The organism is Streptomyces sp. NPDC001822, from assembly GCF_042892135.1.
Classification (GTDB): Bacteria; Actinomycetota; Actinomycetes; order Streptomycetales; family Streptomycetaceae; genus Streptomyces.
On record NZ_JBIATW010000006.1, the window covers coordinates 248,563 to 268,451 of the forward strand.

The 19,889-nt window shown below is 72.4% G+C and carries 14 protein-coding genes and 1 tRNA gene; 6 read left to right on the forward strand and 9 right to left on the reverse strand.

Annotated features, from left to right (window positions below; translation table 11 throughout):
• Positions 1 to 5: 5 nt before the first annotated feature.
• Together ACFYY2_RS16670 and ACFYY2_RS16675 are read right to left on the reverse strand one after the other, a co-directional pair.
• Positions 6 to 1,469 (reverse strand): aminopeptidase P family protein, encoded by a 1,464-nt coding sequence (locus ACFYY2_RS16670; protein ID WP_388742945.1) that lies wholly within the window; start codon positions 1,467 to 1,469, stop codon positions 6 to 8.
• A 100-nt stretch (positions 1,470 to 1,569) separates the two neighbouring features.
• A complete protein-coding gene (locus ACFYY2_RS16675; RefSeq protein WP_388742947.1) occupies positions 1,570 to 2,994 on the reverse strand; it encodes a PP2C family protein-serine/threonine phosphatase in 1,425 nt (474 codons plus the stop codon).
• Between the two features lie 603 nt (positions 2,995 to 3,597).
• Between ACFYY2_RS16675 and ACFYY2_RS16680 the strand changes: the two genes are divergently transcribed.
• Positions 3,598 to 4,281 (forward strand): bifunctional DNA primase/polymerase, encoded by a 684-nt coding sequence (locus ACFYY2_RS16680; RefSeq protein ID WP_388742950.1) that lies wholly within the window; start codon positions 3,598 to 3,600, stop codon positions 4,279 to 4,281.
• 693 nt (positions 4,282 to 4,974) lie between these two features.
• On the opposite strand, the gene ACFYY2_RS16685 is transcribed toward ACFYY2_RS16680, so the two are convergent.
• The 3 genes from ACFYY2_RS16685 to ACFYY2_RS16695 all read right to left on the reverse strand — a co-directional run bounded on the left by ACFYY2_RS16685 (position 4,975) and on the right by ACFYY2_RS16695 (position 7,758).
• Positions 4,975 to 5,940: a DUF5926 family protein gene (locus ACFYY2_RS16685; RefSeq protein WP_388742953.1), complete on the reverse strand. Its 966-nt coding sequence runs from the start codon at positions 5,938 to 5,940 to the stop codon at positions 4,975 to 4,977.
• Positions 5,941 to 6,181: 241 nt separating this feature from the next.
• Positions 6,182 to 6,790 (reverse strand): ATP-binding protein, encoded by a 609-nt coding sequence (locus ACFYY2_RS16690; protein WP_388742955.1) that lies wholly within the window; start codon positions 6,788 to 6,790, stop codon positions 6,182 to 6,184.
• Positions 6,791 to 6,930: 140 nt separating this feature from the next.
• Complete coding sequence (locus ACFYY2_RS16695; RefSeq protein ID WP_388742957.1) at positions 6,931 to 7,758, reverse strand: glycerophosphodiester phosphodiesterase family protein; 828 nt, start codon at positions 7,756 to 7,758, stop codon at positions 6,931 to 6,933.
• Positions 7,759 to 7,955: 197 nt separating this feature from the next.
• Here ACFYY2_RS16695 and ACFYY2_RS16700 point away from each other — a divergent pair, with 197 nt between their 5' ends.
• Positions 7,956 to 9,437 (forward strand): S1C family serine protease, encoded by a 1,482-nt coding sequence (locus tag ACFYY2_RS16700; RefSeq protein WP_388742960.1) that lies wholly within the window; start codon positions 7,956 to 7,958, stop codon positions 9,435 to 9,437.
• A 60-nt stretch (positions 9,438 to 9,497) separates the two neighbouring features.
• Positions 9,498 to 9,582: transfer RNA gene (locus tag ACFYY2_RS16705), tRNA-Ser, on the forward strand.
• A 302-nt stretch (positions 9,583 to 9,884) separates the two neighbouring features.
• On the opposite strand, the gene ACFYY2_RS16710 is transcribed toward ACFYY2_RS16705, so the two are convergent.
• From ACFYY2_RS16710 to ACFYY2_RS16720, 3 genes are all read right to left on the reverse strand, one after another.
• Entirely contained in the window at positions 9,885 to 10,394 is a 510-nt protein-coding gene (locus ACFYY2_RS16710; protein WP_388742963.1) for a hypothetical protein, read from the reverse strand.
• Positions 10,391 to 10,942 carry a SigE family RNA polymerase sigma factor gene (locus tag ACFYY2_RS16715; protein WP_388742966.1) on the reverse strand — a complete coding sequence of 184 codons (552 nt, stop codon included), beginning with the start codon at positions 10,940 to 10,942 and terminating at the stop codon, positions 10,391 to 10,393. The genes ACFYY2_RS16710 and ACFYY2_RS16715 overlap by 4 nt, the downstream gene beginning before the upstream one ends.
• A 551-nt stretch (positions 10,943 to 11,493) precedes the next feature.
• On the reverse strand, positions 11,494 to 12,375 hold the full coding sequence (locus ACFYY2_RS16720; RefSeq protein ID WP_388742969.1) for a bifunctional DNA primase/polymerase: 882 nt from the start codon (positions 12,373 to 12,375) through the stop codon (positions 11,494 to 11,496).
• Positions 12,376 to 12,694: 319 nt separating this feature from the next.
• Here ACFYY2_RS16720 and ACFYY2_RS16725 point away from each other — a divergent pair, with 319 nt between their 5' ends.
• The 3 genes from ACFYY2_RS16725 (at position 12,695) to ACFYY2_RS16735 (ending at position 15,622) form a co-directional block, all read left to right on the forward strand.
• On the forward strand, positions 12,695 to 13,012 hold the full coding sequence (locus ACFYY2_RS16725; protein WP_388742972.1) for a hypothetical protein: 318 nt from the start codon (positions 12,695 to 12,697) through the stop codon (positions 13,010 to 13,012).
• 216 nt (positions 13,013 to 13,228) lie between these two features.
• Positions 13,229 to 13,783: a SigE family RNA polymerase sigma factor gene (locus ACFYY2_RS16730; RefSeq protein ID WP_388742974.1), complete on the forward strand. Its 555-nt coding sequence runs from the start codon at positions 13,229 to 13,231 to the stop codon at positions 13,781 to 13,783.
• Between the two features lie 192 nt (positions 13,784 to 13,975).
• The gene (locus ACFYY2_RS16735; protein ID WP_388742977.1) at positions 13,976 to 15,622 is read left to right on the forward strand and encodes a long-chain fatty acid--CoA ligase; all 1,647 of its coding nucleotides are present in this window, start codon (positions 13,976 to 13,978) and stop codon (positions 15,620 to 15,622) included.
• 142 nt (positions 15,623 to 15,764) lie between these two features.
• On the opposite strand, the gene ACFYY2_RS16740 is transcribed toward ACFYY2_RS16735, so the two are convergent.
• On the reverse strand, positions 15,765 to 19,889 hold the full coding sequence (locus tag ACFYY2_RS16740) for a PAS domain-containing protein (RefSeq protein ID WP_388742980.1): 4,125 nt from the start codon (positions 19,887 to 19,889) through the stop codon (positions 15,765 to 15,767).

Genomic DNA, 19,889 nt, shown 5'->3' on the forward strand with positions numbered 1-19,889 from the left:
CCATGTCAGCCCTTGAGCCCGGCCATCCACGCCTCGACCTCGTCGGCCTGGCGCGGCAGCGAGGCGGACAGGTTCCGGTTGCCGTCCTCGGTGACGAGGATGTCGTCCTCGATCCGGACGCCGATGCCGCGGTACTCCTCGGGCACGGACAGGTCGTCGGCCTGGAAGTACAGCCCCGGCTCGACCGTGAGGCAGACCCCGGCCTCCAGGGTGCCGTTGACGTACGAGTCCGTGCGCGCGGCGGCGCAGTCGTGGACGTCCATGCCGAGCATGTGCCCGGTGCCGTGGAGCGTCCAGCGGCGCTGCAGACCCAGCTCCAGCACCTTCTCCACGGACAGGTCGCCGAGCAGGCCCCACTCGACCAGCTTCTCGGCGAGCACCCGCTGCGCGGCGTCGTGGAAGTCGCGGTAGGCGGCGCCGGGCTTCACCGCCGCGATGCCCGCCTCCTGGGCCTCGTACACCGCGTCGTAGATCTTGCGCTGCAGCGGGGAGAAGGTGCCGTTGATGGGCAGCGTCCGCGTCACGTCGGCCGTGTAGAGCTCGTCGGTCTCCACGCCGGCGTCGAGCAGCAGGAGCTCGCCGGGGCGGACCTCGCCGTCGTTGCGCACCCAGTGCAGCGTGGTGGCGTGCGGACCGGCGGCGCAGATCGAGCCGTAGCCGATGTCGTTGCCGTCGACGCGGGCGCGCAGGAAGAAGGTGCCCTCGATGTAGCGCTCGCTCGTGGCCTCGGCCTTGTCGAGGACCTTCACGACGTCCTCGAAGCCGCGGGCCGTGGCGTCGCAGGCCTTCTGGAGCTCGGCGACCTCGAAGTCGTCCTTGACCAGACGGGCCTCGGAGAGGAAGACGCGCAGTTCCTCGTCGCGCTCCGCGGTGACCTTGTCGGTCAGGGCGGCCTCGATGCCGGCGTCGTGACCCCGGACGTTGCGGACCGGGCCGGTGGCCTCGGCCAGCGCGGCGGGGAGCTCGCGGACGTCCTTCGCCGGGATGCCCAGCAGCTGCTCGGCCTCGCTCAGGGAGTGGCGGCGGCCGACCCACAGCTCACCCTGGCCGTTGAGCCAGAACTCGCCGTTCTCGCGGTTGGAGCGGGGCAGCAGGTAGACCGTGGCCTCGTGCCCGTCCTCGGTGGGTTCGAGCACCAGGACGCCGTCCTGGGTCCGGTCGCCGGTGAGGTAGGCGTATTCCGTGGCGGGCCGGAAGGCGTACTCGGTGTCGTTGGAGCGGGTCTTCAGATTGCCCGCGGGCACCACCAGGCGCTCGCCCGGGAAGCGCGCGGAGAGCGCGGCGCGGCGGGCGGCGGTCTGCGAGGCCTGGGCGATGGGCTCCAGGCCGTGCAGCTCGGTGTCGGCCCAGCCGGACTTCATGTTCTCGGCGAGCTCGTCTGAAATGCCCGGGTAGAGGCCGTTCTTCCGCTGCTTGATCGGCTCTGTCTCAGCTGTTTCCGGGGTCTCCGGGGTGAGCTCCTCAGACACGATTTGTCCTCCTTTTATGACACTGGGCCGTGCCCATCGTACGGGCGTACGGAAGGGGGCACAGGTGCGGAGGAACTATTACCCGTCCGGGGAGCGGCCGTCAGTCGAAGCGGGCGGCCAGCAGGACGACGTCCTCGGCGGCGTCGTCCCGGCCGTGGTCCTCCGGGAGCACGGCTCGCAGGATGTGGTCCGCGACGGCCCCGGGGTCCTGGCGGGCGGTCCTCGGCACCGCGGCCGCCGCCGCGTGGAGCCGTGCGAACGCGCGGTCCATGGAGTCGCTGGCGCGGCGCAGGAGGCCGTCGGTGTAGAGCAGGAAGGTCTCGCCCGGCGCTGCCGTGAACTCCACGCTCGGCGCCTCCCAGCAGGAGAGCATGCCCAGGGGCGCGGACAGGGTCGTCTCCACGAATTCGGTGCGCCGGTCGCCGATCACGAGCGGAGGCGTGTGCCCGGCGCCGGCGAGTACGACCGTGCGCCGCTCGGGTTCGCAGTACGCGTAGAGGGCGGTCGCCGCGCGAGCCGGTTCGGTGAGCCGCAGCAGGAGTTCGAGGTCGGAGAGTACGGCGACGGGATCCTCGCCCTCCATCACGGCGTACGCGCGCAGACCCGCGCGGAGCCGCCCCATGGCGGCCAGGGCGGCGGGCCCCGAACCTCCGACCGATCCCACGGCCAGGCCGAGCGCGTTGTCCGGGAGGGGCAGCGCGTCGAACCAGTCGCCCCCGCCGCCCTCGGCGGTGCGGTGGCGCACGGCCAGCCGGACGCCGGGCACGCGGGGCAGCCGGGTGGGGAGGAGTTCCTCGGTGATGACGGCCGTGTCCGCCCTGGAGCGTTCGAGTTCCAGCAGGCGGGCCAGGTGCGCGGACGCGTAGCGGGCGTACACCCCGGCGAGATGGCACTGGCGTTCCAGGGGCTCGGCGGGCTCGTCGTAGAGCCAGACGGCCACGCCGAGTCTTCCGGTGGCGTCGGTGGAGAGGGGCAGGGCGTAGCTCGCGGCGTACCCGAGCCGGGCGGCGACCTCGCGGCAACGGGGGTCCAGGCCGGTGTCGCCGAGGATGTCAGGGCTCGCCAGCGGCTTGTCGGTGTGGGTGAGGCCGTCGAGGAAGCGGCCGTACGGGGTGGCGCTGCGGGGCACGGTCTCGATGTGACCGAGTTCCGCGTGGGCGAGGCCGAGTCCGATGGTGCGGACCGGTCCGCCGCCGTCGGCTGGTTCGAGGACGAGGAGCCCGCGGGCGGCGCCGACGAGGGCGGCTCCGGCGCTCAGGATTTCGGGCAGGGCGTGGTCGAGGGTGCCGGTTCCGGCCAGCCGCTCCGTGAGCTCGTGCAGGGTGGTCAGATCGGAGACCCAGCCTGCCAGGCGGTCCTGGAGGAACACCCCTGGAGCGGGGGGCACTTCTCTCGGCGGCGCGTCAGTCTGCGTTGAAACGGGAACCATGGGATCGATTCCAGCCACTTTCGGCAGGTGGGGGGCGCTCACGCCGGCCGTCTTTCCGACCGGTGCGTTCTGTCGAATAGCATCGCAAACCCCCATGTCGTTCTGCGCCGCTATCAGTGCATCCGCATGTACACGTCCCCACATCTACACGCACAACTGAGGTCATGTCCAGCATTGTCCTCGCGGTATTTATGGTGTCCGTGGCGTCTGTCAACTTGGCCAAAAAATGCACCCCCGGGCGGCTATTTGCGATCGACTGGGCGTGCTCGACAGCGGGAACCCTCGGGGTGAAGTGCCGGAGGGAGCGTCATCCCGGGCATGCTGGGTACGTAACCGTGGATGGCCAGGGGCAGTCGCGATCGCCCCGGAACCCGACAGCGAGCCCGGGCGTCCTCACCGATGACGGCCGCCCGCCCGGCCCTGAGTGGCGGGGCAGCACAAGGGACGGCACGCGCGATGCGCACGCCGACCGCGCGATGTTTCAACTGGACTCGGCTCGGCTCAACCCGGCTCGACTCGGCTCAGCCCCATTCTGTTCGGTTCCACTCTGCTCGGCTCGGCTCACGTCCGGCATCGACGGTTCGTCCGTGCCCGGAATCCGGTGAGCAGGCACGCACGGCGAAGAGACGCACACGTGGTGTAACGCACACGCGTGGTGTGATGTGGACCTCGGCGTTCAACGGAAAGGAACGAGCGCTCATGCGCGAGATCCTCGGAAGGCGACGCAGGCGCCGGCCCCGGCGCAAGGAAAGTTCCGCCCAGCTCGACGCGGCGCTGACCTGTGCCACCGTCTGGAAGTGGCCCGTGCTCCCAGGAGCGGGGCTGGCCGCGGGAGCCGTCCGCGGCGAACGCGGTCGCGGCTGCGCCTGTCCCGACCCCGAGTGCGCCGTACCCGGCGCGCACCCCTTCGATCCCGGTCTCCTCGCGGCGACCACCGACGCGCGCATGGTGCGCTGGTGGTGGACCAACAGGCCCGGCGCCCCCGTCGTCCTGGCCACGGGCGGCGCGGCCCCCTGCGCGCTGAGCCTGCCGGCCGTCGCCGGTGCCCGTGCGCTGGTGGCCCTCGACGGCATGGGGCTGCGGCTCGGGCCCGTCGTCGCGACCCCGACCCGCTGGTCGCTGATGGTCTCCCCCTACACGCTGGAACGTCTCGGCGAGCTCCTGCACGCCAAGGACCGGGTGCCCAGCTCCCTGCGGTTCCACGGGGAGGGCGGATATATGGTCCTGCCTCCGTCCGAGGTGGGTACGGGACAGGTGCGCTGGGAGCGTGCGCCGGAGGCGGGCGACGCGGCGCCGTGGCTTCCCGACGTGGAGACGGTCCTGGACGCGCTCGTCGAGGCGAGCAACAGCGCTCCTGACGGCGGCAGCCGGCTCTCCTACTGACCGGAGTAGGCGCGGCGGCCCGTCGACGGCACTCCGGCCGCCGGGGTGGGCGCCGCGCGGTACGCGGCCGCGGCGTGTGCGGGACGAGCGGACGGCTCACCCGCACGGGCGTCGGGCGGCGACCGCACCTCGGCTCAGGGCCCCGCACGCCCCGCGCGTCCCGTTCCGCGGTGCGAGGGGGTTACTGCCGGACCGCTTTCTGACGCTCTTTCCACGGAGCGCCGGAACGGGCGCGCGGTGGTGCCGGTGCGGGTGATTTCCGAGGTGTTGCCGGTGCATTCGCGGTGCGGGCGGAGAGCTCGAAATTCTGTCCGAAAGCGAACGGCCCGGGTCCAAGGGGCTCCGTGGGGGCGCACAGTCGGCGTGCGGATCCGAACTCGCCCCGCACACCGGTGGCGAACAGCCACGGACCTGTGGAGCCACGGGCGCCGGGGGCCGAAGGCGGGTGAGGGCCGGGGCGGTTGCCGCAGGCCGCGGGTCCACCGCGCGCTCCGGCGTGCGCCGTGGGCGCCCGGGCCCGGAAACGAGAAGGTCCGGCCGCTGGCGACGGGGGATGCACCAGCGACCGGACTTCCAGAACCGTAACAAGAGATCTGCCGTGAGCAAATTCGATCTCGTCTATTCGGTCAGCTATTCACCGACGGGTACGGGGAGTTGTGACAGGAGTCACCGCCACGTCCCGCGCCGCGACCGTCAGCTGAGCGTCACCTGGCGGTTGGTGAGCCCGCCGCGGGCCCGGCGCTCGTCGGCGGTGAGCGGGGCGTCGGACGCGAGGGCCTCCGAGAGCCGCTCGGCGAACTGCGCCGCGGGCTTCTCGCACTGCTCGGCGCCCATCGCGCTCGGCAGGTCCCACACCGGGACCATGAGCCCGTGGGCGCGGAACGAGCCGACGAGGCGGGTTCCCTCGCCGAGCGAGGAGGTGCCCGCGGCGTGCAGACGGGCGAGGGCGTCGAGGAGCTGCTCCTCGGGGTGCGGCATGACCCAGCGCAGGTGGTTCTTCTCCGGCGTCTCGCACCAGTAGGCCGCGTCCACACCGGCGAGCCGGGTCGTGGGGATGGCGGCCGCGTTGGCGCGTTCCAGGGAGGCCGACACCTCCGCCGTGGCGTTCTCCGCGTCCGGGACCCAGAACTCGAAGCCCGTGTGCACGACGGGTTCGAACGCCGCTTCGGGGTCGAGTACGTCCTGCAGGCGCGGGCCGTCCGCCGGGACACGGCGGGCTGCGACCGGTGAACCGGGCTCGGCCTCCAGTGCCCGCTGCAGGGTGTCCGCCAGGTCGCGGCTGAGGTCGCCGGACGAGGTGTCGTTCTGCAGGGCGAGCAGGACGGAGCCGTCGTCACGGCGCAGCGCGGGCCAGGCCATCGGCAGTACGGTCGCGAGGGTCACGGAGGGCACGCCCTCGGGCAGCCCGCCCTTGAGCGTCAGGCCGACGGTCGCGGCGGGGACCAGCTCGCGCAGGGCGATCCAGTCGCACTCGCCGGCGAGCCCTTCGAAGGGGCGCTGGACCAGCTCGGTCACGGCGTGGGCGGCGGCGCGTCCGTGACACGCCTTGTAGCGGCGGCCCGAACCGCACGGGCAGGGCTCGCGTGCCCCGACGACCGGGATTTCACCATCCTTGAGCTGCGGCTTCCCGGCCTTGGACTGAGGGCGCTTCTTGGCCATGGTGGACGTTCTCCCGATTGCGACAGTGCGGTCTCGGGCGCGAGCCTAGCCGTCCCTGTCACCCCCTGGGGCACACATCTCGCGGTGCCCGGCCGCCTGTCCGGCCGCCGACGGCCCGCACGTCCACCCGCCGTGCCGACTCACGGACCTCTCGGCCGGGGTCCTCAGGTCGGCCGGTGCCCTCACGGACCTCTCGGCCGGTGGCGCCCAGGAGTTGCCGGCCGGCGTACCCGCGGAGCTCTCAGCCCGCGTCGTCGAAGGCGTCGAGAGCGGCGGCCAGTTCCAGGCCTTCCAGCGAACCCAGCCCTCCCGGCCCGGCGAATCCCGCCAGGCCGCCCGGCCCGCCGGACGGGTCCCGGCGGGTGGCCGCGGCACGGCCGTGGCCGACCGCGGGGAACCCGCGACGCCTGTGAGCCGCGGGGACCAGGGCCCAGACGGTGACCTCACCCGCCGGATCGTCCCGCACGCCCCATTCCCGGGCGAGGGCGCTGATGATGTTGAGCCCGCGCCCGCCGCGCGCGGTGACCGAGGGCGTCGCCGGGACGGGCCTGGTCGGTCCGCCGCCGTCCGTGACCTCGACGGTCAGGTCACCCTCTCCGTCCACGCGCCACGCGGCGCGGATGTCGCCGTCGCCCACCTCCGTGTGTCTCCCCAGCGGTCTGCCGTGCCGGCAGGCGTTGCTGAGGAGTTCCGAGAGAATCAGTACAGCGTCGTCGACCACGGTGTCCGAGACCCCGTTGCTGCGCAGTTGCTCGCGCATACGGTGCCGCGCCTGCCCCACACCCGCTGGGCCATGGGGTACGGCCATGCTCGACGACGTCGGCACTTCCTGTGCCACCACAAACGCCACCCCCGAGACCTCCTTTGCCCCACGCCAGGGATTGGATGCCCTCCTGGGATGTGCCGGAAACCGGCCAAAGCCCTGGCAGTGATGCACTCGTAACGATCGAATGCGGAGTGAATGCGCCGGTGCACACCGTGTAACTGATGTTAAGAACGGCCAAGTTGTGACAGGACCTGTTTGGGGCGGTTCGTAATGATTGCCTCCACTCCGAGGTCCACGCAGAGGTCGACGTCCTCCGGCTCGTTCACCGTCCACACGTGCACCCGGTGGCCCGCCCCGTGCAGGCGTTCGATGTAACCGGGGTGATTGCGTACGATCCGCATCCCGGGTCCGGCGATCCGTGCCCCCGCCGGGAGTCGGCCGTCACGCAGTCTCGGAGAGACGAACTGCATCAGGAAGACGGTCGGCAGCGTGGGGGCGGCGGCCCGCACCCGGTAGAGGGAACGGGCGGAGAAACTCATGACGCGCACGGGGGACGGCCCCTCGGCGGGCGCCTCGTCCAGGCCGAAGCGCTTGAGCAGATGGAGCAGCCGCTCCTCGACCTGGCCGGCCCAGCGGGTCGGATGCTTCGTCTCGATGGCCAGCTGGAGCGGCCGCCCGCCCGCCCGGGTGTCATGGGTCAGCTCGAGAAGGCGTTCGAGCGTGAGTACGGACGTGAGCTCACCCGGTGCCGGATCCCAGTCGGGGGACTCCTCGTGGTCCTTCCAGGAACCGAAGTCGAGCGCGGCCAGATCGGCCAGCTCCAGGGCGGAGACCGCACCCCGGCCGTTGGACGTGCGGTTCACCCTGCGGTCGTGGACACAGACGAGCTGCCCGTCGGCGGTGAGACGTACGTCGCACTCCAGGGCGTCGGCCCCGTCGTCGATGGCTTTCCGGTACGCGGCCAGAGTGTGCTCGGGTGCGTCGTCCGAGGCGCCGCGGTGGGCGATGACCTGGATGGGAGGCTTCTCGGAGGGGAGGCGTGCGTGGGTCACGGCGCCATCGTGTCACCGAGACGCGGCGGGTGCCGACAGCTTGTTGTGTACGACCGTTTTGCCTGATGTAAAGATTGGTGTGCGGATGCACAGGTCCTGCTTACAGTGGCCTGACGTGCTGTGGGAAAAGCTGACTGCAGACACGTGCACAGCGGATCTCTTGCCGAATGCCGAGTGGAACCGAGGAGTAAAGAGCTGTGAGCACCGAGAACGAGGGCTACGAGGGCACCGCGGGTCCGTCCGTACCGTCTGTTCCGTCCGCACCTCCCGTGCCGGCTGCCGCTCCTGAGGGCACCCCGCAGGGGGCCCCGCCCGCCACGCCCGCGGACGCGCCGACGGCCCAGGTTCCGGCCGCGCACCAGGGAGACGCCGAGCAGGCCTCCGCCGGGCACGAGCAGTACCCGCAGTACCCGTACACCCCGCCGGCACCGGAGCACGCCCCCGCCGGCTCCGCGGCCTGGCCGCCGCCCGCGCCCGCCATCCCCTCGTACGCCGACGGCGGCAGCCCGCCGGCCTGGGGCGCCCCCGCGCACGCGACGCCCGAGCACCCGCGCAAGCGCCGTGCGGGCGGCCTGGTCGCCGCGGTCGCCGTCGCGGCTCTCGTCGCGGGCGGCGTGGGCGGAGCCCTCGGCTACTGGGCCGCCGACAGCAGCGACTCCGGCTCCTCCTCCGGGTCGACCACCGTCGCCGCCTCGAACAGCCCCAAGGACTTCAAGCGCGCCGCGGGCACGGTCGCGGGTGTCGCGGCGAGCGCGCTGCCCAGCGTGGTGACCATCGACGCGCAGTCCGGCGACGGCGAGGGCGGCACGGGGACCGGCTTCGTGTACGACAAGGAGGGCCACATCCTCACCAACAACCACGTGGTGGCCTCCGCGGCGGACAGCGGTCAGCTGACCGCGACCTTCTCCAACGGCAAGAAGTACGACGCCGAGGTGGTCGGCCGCGCCCAGGGTTACGACGTGGCCGTGCTGAAGCTGAAGAACGCCCCGGACGGACTGACCCCGCTGGCCCTGGGGGACTCCGACAAGGTCGCCGTGGGCGACTCCACCATCGCGATCGGCGCACCGTTCGGTCTGTCCAACACGGTCACCACGGGCATCATCAGCGCCAAGCACCGCCCGGTGGCCTCGGGTGACGGATCCAGCAGCAAGAACTCGTACATGAGCGCCCTGCAGACCGACGCCTCGATCAACCCGGGCAACTCCGGCGGCCCGCTGCTGGACGCGGGCGGCGCGGTGATCGGCATCAACTCCGCCATCCAGTCCACCAGCGGCGGCGGCGTCGGCCAGTCGCAGGCCGGCTCGATCGGCCTGGGCTTCGCCATCCCGGTCAACCAGGCGAAGAACGTCGCCGAGCAGCTGATCAAGACCGGTGAGCCGGTGTACCCGGTGATCGGCGCGACGGTCACGATGGACGAGAAGACCGGCGGCGCCGTCATCTCGGAGGAGGGCGCGGGCGGCACCCCCGCCGTCACCCCGAACGGCCCGGCGGCCCAGGCGGGCCTGAAGGCCGGCGACGTGATCACCAAGTTCGACGACACGGTGGTCGACAGCGGCCCGACCCTGATCGGCGAGATCTGGACCCACAAGGCCGGCGACAAGGTGACGCTCACCTACAAGCGCGACGGCAAGACGGCGACGGCCGAAGTCACCCTGGGCGAGCGCAAGGGCGACAGCTGACCGGCTAGGCTGTTCCACGCATCGAGCTGGCCCCGGGCACCGGGACGGGCTCCGAAGCGGGGTGGGTTGCCCGAGCGGCCTAAGGGAACGGTCTTGAAAACCGTCGTGGCGCGAGTCACCGTGGGTTCAAATCCCACACCCACCGCAGCAGGTCAGAGAAGCAGCACGTCAGAGGGCGGGTCTCCGGAATGGAGGCCCGCCCTTCCTGCACTCCCCCTGTTCCACCAACGTGCGCACTGCTCGGGTGCGTGGCGCGGTGGACCGGGGGCCAAGGCTGTCCGGAGGGCTTGGCGCCGCGTTCGGCGGTTCCGGCCGACCCTGGCAGCACGCGGTGCGCCCATCGCTCGCGGGTGCACGCGTGGTGGAATGCGGGGGGTGGTGGCCCCGGTTCCGACGGGGCCACCACCCTTTTCGCTCCTCTGTCCGGTCAGGCCGGTTCCGCTGGGCTCAGCGGTAGCAGGTGGTGATGCGGATCGTGTCACCGGCGTGGACGAGCGTCGGGGCGTGCGGCGAAACCGCGGCCACGGCGTCCTGCTGCTTCGCGCAGTCGGACATCTTCACCCGGGTGAAGGCGGGCGTGAGGTCGTAGCGGATGAGCGCCGCCCTGGCGGCCGTCGAGCTCACGCCGGCCAGCTGTTGCCTGACGATCTTGCCGTTGCTGGTGCGGACGAGCACGGTGGTGCCGTCGCCGGCGGTGCTGGTCGCGGCGGTCTGCACCGAGGTGTGCGAAGCGCCGCCCGCGGCGTTGGTGGCCAGGGCCGTGCCCGCGCCGCAGGCCACCATCAGGGCGGCGGCGATGCCCGCGGTGGTGATGGCCTGCTTGCGGCGGGCCCCGCGCCTGATGACGGCCGTGTCGAAGTGCGGCGTCTCGGCGGTTTTCACGAAGTCGTTCATGGCGTTCACCAGTTCCTGTTCGAAGAGTCCGCAGCCGGAAGGCTGCGAGTCGTGTGAGCTCATGGGATTCCTTCCGTCGGCTGCGGTGGTGAAGGGCTGGAGAGTGCGGGGAACTGACCTCTGAGCTTGTCGATCCCGCGAGCGAGCTGCGACCGCACGGTGCTGGGCGAGATCTTCAGGTCCGCTGCTATCTCGTCATCCGGCAGGTCGTGGAAATACCGCAGGACCACGACCGTCCGCATGCGAACCGGCAGACCCTGGAGTGCCCGGACCAGCTGGTCCCTCGTGTCCACCTGCCCGTACTGGTCCCCAGGCGCGGCAGGTTCGCCGCTGTGGTGGTGCGGCGCCATGCGACGGAACCTCCGCCACCTGTCGTTGACCAGGTTCACCATGATCCGCCGCACGTACGCCTCCGGAGCCTCCTTGGCGGCAATGGTGCGCCACTTGCGGCAGGCCCGTTCCAGCGTCTCCTGGACCAAGTCCTCCGCGGTGTCGCGGTTCCCCGTCAAGACGAGGGCCCCGCGGAACAGTACGGCGGACCGGGCGACGACGAAGTCGTGGAAGTCGTACGCCGACCCGGCTTCCGCCGGCCCGGACTCACGGACTCTCATACGGATAACGCGCTCGGTTGCCAGATCCACATCCCCATCCCTTCCTGTCACCCCTCCCCAACGGGATGGCGGCTCCGTGTGCTGCACGCACATCGTGAGACCTGGGTCACAGATCCGCACCGCCGGCTGGTGCGGCGGTGCCGGGGTGGGAGTGGGTCCGGGAGTCTGTCGGGCGACTTCGAGTGCGCCGCTCTGCCGCGAGCCGGCCGTGTGTGGGCCACCGAAGGTCCGGCGGGAGGCTGCCGACTCAAGCCACGAGTCACGCAGGGGCGTTGGTGCTGGCCTGACCGGTGAAGTAGGGGAGTAGTCGGTTCACGCGAACGTCTGCGCATCTCTGCGTTCCAGCACGTCGGCACGTGGGACGCCGGTACGGACTGCTGCGATGCGCCGTCCGTTCGCGCAACTGGGCTCGGGGTACGGGACGGGACTTCGGGTCCCTGTCGCGGCTGAGTGCGGACTAATTCAAGATCACTTACGGATGGTGCGCGTGTGTCCATCAGGCCCCGGCCGGGCGCGGTACCGGGGCCTGGTGGACGGAGCCGGCCGTGGGGTCAGGCTGTCCGCCGGGGTGTCGTGAGCCGGGCCGCCGAGGCTATGGCCGCGCGGGCCTCCTGTTCGCTGAGACCCGTGCTGATCGCCGCGTCCGTGAGCGCGTCCGCGAGTGCGTCGCCGAAGCCGTGTTCGTATGCGCGGCAGGCCGCCCAGAACAGGCGGGTGTTGCGCTGGCCCTCGTGCGCCGCGCGTACGAACCGGACCAGGCCCTGGCCCTGCCGGGCGGGGGAGTTCCGGCTCCTGGGGTGGTGCGGGCGTGGCGGTGGCCTGAGCAGGTGCAGGAGGGCGCTGGGGCAGGGGGCCGGTGCGAGGTGGGCGGTGCCGGTGGCGAGGAGGTATCTGCCGTGCGTGGTCACCGAGCCCGGGCCGACCAGGTAGCCGCCGGCCCCGCGGACGTCGATGCCGGGGGCGAGGCGGCCGGCGGAGTTGGGGACGCGGACGCCTGACGGGCCCGTCAGCCAGAGGTGCCGGCCGCCGCTGGGTGTGAGCACCGTGACGGTGGGCGGGATGGTGAACAGGTGCTCGAGGGCCAGCTGTTGGAGCGCGGCGACGGAGTCGTTGCCGTGGGTGGTGTCGATGTCCAGGTCGATGCCGATGAGGCGGTGCGGGGGGCGTCCGCAGGCGATGCCGTAGCCGGTGGCTCGGGGCGCGGCGGCGAAGAGCGCGCGCACGGCGGACGGGTCGGTGGTGGCGTCGTGGACGCCGTGACCGGGCAGCCCGCATTCACCCCGGCAGCGCACGGGCGGGACCTCGTCGTGGTGCGGGGAACGCAGGGCGGGGAGCTTGGTGGCGGACAGTGGGAAGACGGGGAGCCCGCGCTCGGCGGCGGAGAGCGCGTGGGCCAGGGCCAGAGTGGCGGTCTGCCGGTCGGTGGTGGCCATACGGATATTTTCGTACAGGCGTTCGAAGAAGGGAAGGGGGCGTGTGCGGGTGGCGGTGCGCCGTCCCGCGCGCGGGAGGTTTGACCGGCCTCCCTCATCCGTGCGGGGGAACCGAGGGGTCCGTGCGGTTCGCCCGGGAGGCGATGGGCAGTTCTGCACCGCGACGTCGCGACCCTGCGTCGGAGCGGTCGGCCGGCCGCTCCGGAATCAGCCCTGGCAAGCCGCAATGGGTCATAGCAAGCCGTAACGGGCTGGATCAAGACGTAACAGGCCGTAATAAGCCGTACCAAGCCGTTTTCCGGTTCCTGGAGGAATTGACATGGCATGTACCCGTACCGCCCGCGCCCTCGCCGTGCTGGCCGCCGCACCTCTGGCCGTCGCTCTGTTCGGTGGAGTCGCCGCGGCCGACAACGGCGCGTTGGCGAGTGACGGATCGAACGCGGGGGTGGCGACCATCGGGTCCGGCGGTGTCGGTGGTGACAACTCCGGCAATTCGTCCACCTCGCAGCAGCAGGCCGTCGGCGCGGGGGCCTCCAACCACAGCAACTCCGCGCAGGTGATCGGGTCACCCTTCGCTTACATCGACCAGTCCACCACCTTCGTCTATGTCACCTTCTCCCCGCTCTGGGTGAACTGACCGGGAGCCCGTGCGGCGGTGGCGCCGCCCCTGCCGCACGGGCCTGTCCCGCCCGCCCCGGGGACCGGGTGTCCCCGGGGTGAGGACCCTGAGGACGGTGGAGACGCCCTCCACCTTCAGGAGGTGGAGCCCGCCCCACCCCTACAACCTGAGGCGGACGTGGCTTCGGGACCTGGGGCCGATCCCCTCGCGGGCGCCCGCTCCTAGCGTGGAGACATGACCACGCCAGTCTGTGCCGGTGCCTCCAGGGCGGCCGCCGCATCCGCAGGACACCGCCGCTATCCGTCGTTCTCGTCGTACGTACGGGCGCGGGGGCCCGTGCTGCTGCGCACCGCCCGCTCCCTCACCGCGAATCCGAGCGATGCCGAGGATCTGCTGCAGACCGCTCTCACCAAGACGTACGTCGCCTGGGAGCGGATCGAGGACCACCGGGCTCTCGACGGCTACGTGCGCCGCGCGCTGGTGAACACCCGCACGTCGCAGTGGCGCAAGCGCAAGGTCGACGAGTTCGCCTGCGAGGAGCTGCCGGAGAAGGAGGCGCCGCCCGCCCCCGACCCCGCCGAGCAGCAGTCGCTGCACGACGCGATGTGGCGGGCCGTGCTCAGGCTGCCGGACCGCCAGCGGGCCATGGTCGTCCTGAGGTACTACGAGGACCTGAGCGAGGTGCAGACGGCCGAGGTGATGGGGGTGTCCGTCGGGACGGTCAAGAGCGCCGTGTCGCGGGCGCTCGGGAAGCTCCGCGAGGACCCGGAGCTCAGCACCGTACGGTGATCCCGGCCTCGCGCGCGGCGGCCTCCGGGTCCGGCCCTGTGCGGTGAACCCGGCCTCCCGTGCCGCCCCGTCCCGGACCGGCCGTGCCGCCCGGCATCGATTCGTAACTCCCGGAAGTAGTGACATACCGCGTGGTATGTGAGCAGAATCAGCGCACTCTTACCGCCGCGTAGCGCCCACCGGGAGGACGCCGTGCTGAGCACCATGCAGGACGTACCGCTGACTGTCACCCGCATCCTGACCCACGGGATGACCATCCACGGCAAGTCGCAGGTGACGACCTGGACCGGCGAGCCCGAGCCGCACCGGCGCAGTTTCGCCGACATCGGCGAACGCGCCACGCGCCTGGCGAACGCCCTGCGCGACGAGCTGGGTGTGGACGGCGACCAGCGCGTCGCGACCCTGATGTGGAACAACGCCGAGCACGTCGAGGCGTATCTGGCGATCCCCTCGATGGGCGCCGTGCTCCACACGCTCAACCTGCGGCTCCCCGTCGAGCAGCTGATCTGGATCGTCAACCACGCCGACGACAAGGTCGTCCTCGTCAACGGTTCGCTGCTGCCGCTCCTCGCACCGCTGCTCCCCCACCTGCCATCGGTCGAGCACGTGGTGGTCTCCGGACCCGGCGACCGGTCCGTGCTGGAGGGCGTCACGCCCAGGGTGCACGACTACGAGGACCTGATCGCCGGACGGCCCACCGCCTTCGACTGGCCGGAGCTGGACGAACGCCGGGCAGCCGCCATGTGCTACACCTCCGGCACCACCGGTGACCCCAAGGGCGTCGTCTACTCGCACCGCTCGGTCTACCTGCACTCCATGCAGGTCAACATGGCCGAGTCGATGGGCCTGACCGACAAGGACACCACCCTGGTCGTCGTGCCCCAGTTCCACGTCAACGCGTGGGGACTGCCGCACGCGACCTTCATGACCGGCGTCAACATGCTCATGCCCGACCGGTTCCTCCAGCCGGCACCGCTCGCCGACATGATCGAGAAGGAGCGGCCGACGCACGCGGCCGCCGTCCCGACCATCTGGCAGGGGCTGCTCGCCGAGGTCACGGCCAGGCCCCGCGACCTCAGCTCCATGGCCAGCGTCACCATCGGCGGCGCCGCCTGTCCGCCCTCCCTGATGGAGGCGTACGACAAGCTGGGTGTCCGGCTCTGCCACGCCTGGGGGATGACGGAGACGTCTCCGCTGGGCACCATGTCCAACCCTCCGGCCGGGCTCACCGAGGAGCAGGAGTGGCCGTACCGCATCACGCAGGGCCGTTTCCCGGCGGGTGTGGAGGCGCGCCTGGTCGGCCCCGGCGGGGAACACCTGCCGTGGGACGGTGAGTCCGCGGGAGAGCTGGAGGTGCGGGGCGCCTGGATCGCCGGTGCGTACTACGGCGGTGCGAACGGCGAGGACCTGCGGCCCGAGGACAAGTTCAGCGAGGACGGCTGGCTGAAGACGGGTGACGTCGGTGTGGTCAGCGCGGACGGCTACCTCACGCTCACCGACCGGGCCAAGGACGTCATCAAGTCCGGCGGCGAGTGGATCTCCAGCGTCGAACTGGAGAACGCGCTCATGGCCCACCCGGACGTGGCCGAGGCCGCGGTCGTCGCCGTCCCGGACGACAAGTGGGGCGAGCGCCCCCTCGCGACCGTCGTGCTCAAGGAGGGGGCCACGGCCGACTTCGGGGCGCTCAGGACCTTCCTCGGCCAGTCCGTCGCCAAGTGGCAACTGCCCGAGCGCTGGACGGTCATCCCGGCGGTGCCCAAGACGAGCGTGGGCAAGTTCGACAAGAAGGTGATCCGCCGGCAGTACGCGGCCGGCGAGCTGGACGTCACCCAGCTCTGACCCCGGGTGGACACCGGGCCGCGGCACGGCACGAGGGCCGGGGCACGGGGCCGGAGCACGAGGGCGGTACGGGACTTCCCGTACCGCCCTCGTCCCGTGTGCCCCGCGTGCGCCCTTCGCGTGCACTCCGCGCGTACGACGGTCAGTTCGTCCCTATCTTCGCCAGCAGGTCCACGATCCGGGACTGCACCTCGTCGCTCGTCGAACGCTCGGCGAGGAACAGCACGGTCTCGCCCGAGCTGAGCCTCGGCAGTTCGGACTCGTCCATGCCGGCCGAGGTGTAGACGACCAGCGGAGTGTGGTTCAGAGCGCCGTTCGCGCGGAGCCAGTCGATGATCCCCGCCCGGCGGCGGCGTACCTGCATGAGGTCCATCACGACCAGGTTCGGGCGGATCCGGGTGGCGAGCTCGACCGCGTCGCTGTCGCCCGAGGCCCGGGCGACCTGCATGCCGCGCCGCTCCAGCGTCTCCGTCAGGGCCAGCGCGATCGGCTCGTGCTCCTCGATCACCAGGACGCGCGGCGGATGCTGGTCGCTGTCGCGCGGGGCGAGCGCCTTCAGGAGCACCGCCGGGTCGGCGCCGTAGGCCGCCTCCCTCGTGGCCTGCCCGAGCCCGGCGGTCACCAGCACCGGGACCTCGGCCGCCACGGCGGCCTGGCGCAGCGACTGCAACGCCGTACGGGTGATCGGGCCGGTCAGCGGGTCGACGAACAGCGCGGCGGGGAACGCCGCGATCTGGGCGTCGACCTCCTCCCGCGAGTGCACGATCACCGGGCGGTACCCCCGGTCGCTGAGGGCCTGCTGGGTCGAGACGTCGGGCGCGGGCCAGACGAGCAGCCGGCGCGGGTTGTCCAGGGGCTCCGGGGGCAACTCGTCGTCGACGGGGTGCGGCTGCGGCCGGTTGGCCACCTCCACGGCGCCACCGGGGCCGTCCAGCGGCTCCGGTCCCTCGGCGCCCTCGTCCGGTGCGCCTATCGCGTACGCACGTCCCTCGGACGTCGGTGCGGACAGCAGCCGGCCGGAACCCGAACCCTGCGTGGTGCTGCCCTGGGCCGCCGCAGGCTGCGGCGGCACCGGAGCCGGGGTGTTCTGCGCGGCGGGTTCGGCCTCCGGCGGTGCCGTGAGCTTGCGCCGGCGTCCGGCGCCGACCGTCGTCTGGTTCTGCTGATGCGCGAGGTGCTGTGCGAAGGGCACGCCCTGGCCCAGGGTCCGCACGCTGAACGCACGGCCCTGGGTCGAGTCGGACGACGCCGGCATCGGGGCCTCGGCGGGCAGCGGCCGGCGCAGCGCGTCCGGCGCCTGTGAACCGCCGTCGGCCGGGCGGCCCTCGGCCGTCCCCGGGGCGGCCTGGACGGCCGACGCGGCGGCCGTGCCCGTGGTGTGCGCGGTGGTGCCCGAGGCCTCCCACGGCTCGTCGCCGGGCGCCTCGGCACCGGCCTCGTCCCCCAGTCCGGCCAGACCCTGCCCGGACGTGCCGGACTGCGACCAGTCCGGCTGCGGCGGGACGACGGGCAGCGGCTGCCCGGGACCGGCGTGGGCATCGGGAGCCTCGGCGGAAGGTGCCCTCCGGCGGCCGGACGGCAGGGGGTGCGGCTGCGGCGGGGTGTGATCCGCGTCCGGCTCCGTCCGTACGGCGTCGTGGCGCTCGGCGGGCGGAATGCCCGCGGGCAGGGCGCCCGGCACGTCGGGCCGGCTGGTCCCGGGCCTGCGCGGGTGCGCCGCCTGGACGGGCCGGCCGTCCTGGCGGGCGGGCGCGGGGGCCTGAGGCACGGCCTGCGGGGGTGCCACCACGGGAGTGCCCGGCGCCACGGGCGGGATACGGTCCGCGGCTGCCGGGGGCAGCGCGAGCGCGGTACGCGGCCCTGTGGGCTCGGCGGCCACCGAGCGCTCCTGCGCGGCCGCGAGAGCCCGTCGTGCACGCCGGCCGCCGGCCTGCTGTCCCTGCTCCGGCCCGGCAGGGGCTTCGGCCGGGGCGAGAGCGGGCAGGGCGGGCTGTTCGGGGGAACCCTGACGACCTGTCCGGCCGGACGCGCCGAGCGGCACGCCCTGCGGCGGCACCGTCTGCCCGAGCTGGGGGCGTCCGCCACCTCCCTGAGCGCCCTCGGCGGCCGTCACCACGGAACCCTCCGAGGCGCCGGTGGACGCCGCCGGGGGGAGAGCCAGCGCCTGCCGGGAACGCTCCTCCTGGACCGGTGCGGCGGACTCCGCGGGGCTCGGACGGCCACGCCTGCGCCCGGAGCCCTCGCCCTGCTGAGGCGGGGTCATCTCCGCCTCGGGCTGCTGCTCCTGCGGTGCGGCGGACTCCCGCCGGGCCCTGCGGCGCCCGGTCGGCTCCGCCGCCGCGGTGTCCCCGTCCGCTGCGGGGCCCTCCACCGCGCTGTCCAGGAAGGCGTCCGTGGATGCCCTGCGCGCCCGGCGGCGCCCGCCCTGAGCGGGCTGCGAGGCGGGTTCCGGGGCGGGCTGCGGTGCGACGGGTTCCGGTGCGACGGGTTCCGGTGCGACGGGTTCCGGTGCGACGGGCTCCGGCGCGAGAGGCTCGGTTGCGAGGGGTTCGGGTGCGACGGGTTCGGGTGCGACGGGTACTTCCAGGACCGGCGGCGGTACCGGCGCGATCGTGCCCGCACCCGTGCCGATCGGCACTTCCAGGACGTAGGCGCTGCCGCTCATGCCCGGCATCTCATGCGTCTGGAGCACGCCGTCGTGCGCCCGCACGATCCCGCGCACGATCGGCACGTGCACCGGGTCGCCCCCGGCGAACGGTCCGCGCACCTCGATCCTGACCACATCGCCCCGCTGGGCCGCGGCCACGACCACGGTGGAGTCGACGTATCCGCCGCCGGGGACCAGCCGGGCCTTGCCCGTGGAGTCGACGCCGGCCACGTCGGCGACCAGATGGGCCAGCGCCGTGATCAGACGGCCCGCGTCGACCTCGGCCTCGATCGGCGGCGCGTGCACCGCGAACTGGGCACGGCCGGGACCGATGAGCTCGACCGCCCCGTCGATGCCCGCGGTCACCACGGAGTCGAGCAGCACCGGGAGCTTGCTGAGCTCCTCGGTGCCGCTGTCCAGCCGCTGATAGCTCAGGACGTTGTCGACGAGCGTCGTCATACGCGCGTAGCCGGCGGCGAGGTGGTGCAGGATCTGGTTGGCCTCGGGCCAGAGCTGGCCGGCCGGGTCGGCGGCGAGCGCCGAGAGCTCGCCGCGCAGCTCCTCCAGGGGCCCCCGCAGGGACTCGCCCAGGACGGCGGTCAGCTGGGCGTGACGCTCGCCGAGGTCCGCCAGGCGCTCGGTCATGTCCTCGACCTCGGAGGCGTAGCGCTCGGTGCGGTCGGCGGTCTCGGCCGCGTGCCGTTCGGTGAGCGCCTCGACTTCGGCGCGGTGCTTCTCGGTGAGCTCGGCGATCTCGGCGGCGTGCTGCTCGGTGAGGCCGGAGACCTCGCCGGTGTGCTGCTGCGTCAGTTCCTCGAACGGCCGGCGGTCGGTGAACGTCATGACGGCGCCGACCAGCTGGTCCCCGTCGCGCACCGGTGCGGTGGTCAGGTCGACCGGCACCTGGGCCCCGCTCTTGGACCAGAGCACCTGTCCGCGCACCCGGTGCTTGCGGCCGGACCTCAGGGTGTCCGCGAGAGGCGACTCGTCGTACGGGAAGGGCTCCCCCTCCGCCCGCGAGTGCAGGACCAGCGTGTGGAGTTCCTTGCCGCCGAGATCACTCGCGCGGAAGCCGAGGATCTGCGCGGCGGCGGGGTTGACCAGGACGACCCGGCCGTCGGTGTCCGTACCCACGACGCCCTCGGACGCGGCGCGCAGGATCATCTCGGTCTGCCGCTGCGAACGGGCCAGCTCGGCCTCGGTGTCCACGGTGCCGGAGAGATCGCGTACGACGAGCATGAGCAGCTCGTCGCCCGTGTAGCTGGAGTGGATGTCGTTGTACCCGGCCTGCCCGCTGTCCAGGGAGGCGCTGGTGACCTCGGCGGGGTATTCGGTGGTGTCGGTCCGGCGGGCGACCATGCGCGTGGGCTTGGTCCTGCCCTGCTCGTCCGCGGCGTCCGGCCTGCGCATCGACCCCGGGATCAGCCTGGAGTCGAACTCCGGAAGCAGGTCGAGCAGTCCGCGTCCCACGAGCGCGGTGCCCGGGGTCTCGAACATTTCGAGCGCGATGGTGTTGGCGTTGACGACCGTGCCGTTGCAGTTGACGAGCAGGAGCCCGTCCGGAAGGGCGTCGAGTATGGCTGCGAGGCGAGCAGCGCCTCGGGATGGCCTGCTGCTCAC

Excerpts from the sequence above, each read along its gene's own strand:
- ACFYY2_RS16710 (WP_388742963.1), bottom strand. The coding sequence starts at position 10,394 with ATGAGCTCACACGACTCGCAGCCTTCCGGCTGCGGACTCTTCGAACAG.
- ACFYY2_RS16680 (WP_388742950.1), top strand. The coding sequence starts at position 3,598 with ATGCGCGAGATCCTCGGAAGGCGACGCAGGCGCCGGCCCCGGCGCAAG.
- ACFYY2_RS16715 (WP_388742966.1), bottom strand. The coding sequence starts at position 10,942 with ATGAGAGTCCGTGAGTCCGGGCCGGCGGAAGCCGGGTCGGCGTACGAC.
- ACFYY2_RS16675 (WP_388742947.1), bottom strand. The coding sequence starts at position 2,994 with ATGGGGGTTTGCGATGCTATTCGACAGAACGCACCGGTCGGAAAGACG.
- ACFYY2_RS16730 (WP_388742974.1), top strand. The coding sequence starts at position 13,229 with ATGACCACGCCAGTCTGTGCCGGTGCCTCCAGGGCGGCCGCCGCATCC.
- ACFYY2_RS16725 (WP_388742972.1), top strand. The coding sequence starts at position 12,695 with ATGGCATGTACCCGTACCGCCCGCGCCCTCGCCGTGCTGGCCGCCGCA.
- ACFYY2_RS16685 (WP_388742953.1), bottom strand. The coding sequence starts at position 5,940 with ATGGCCAAGAAGCGCCCTCAGTCCAAGGCCGGGAAGCCGCAGCTCAAG.
- ACFYY2_RS16720 (WP_388742969.1), bottom strand. The coding sequence starts at position 12,375 with ATGGCCACCACCGACCGGCAGACCGCCACTCTGGCCCTGGCCCACGCG.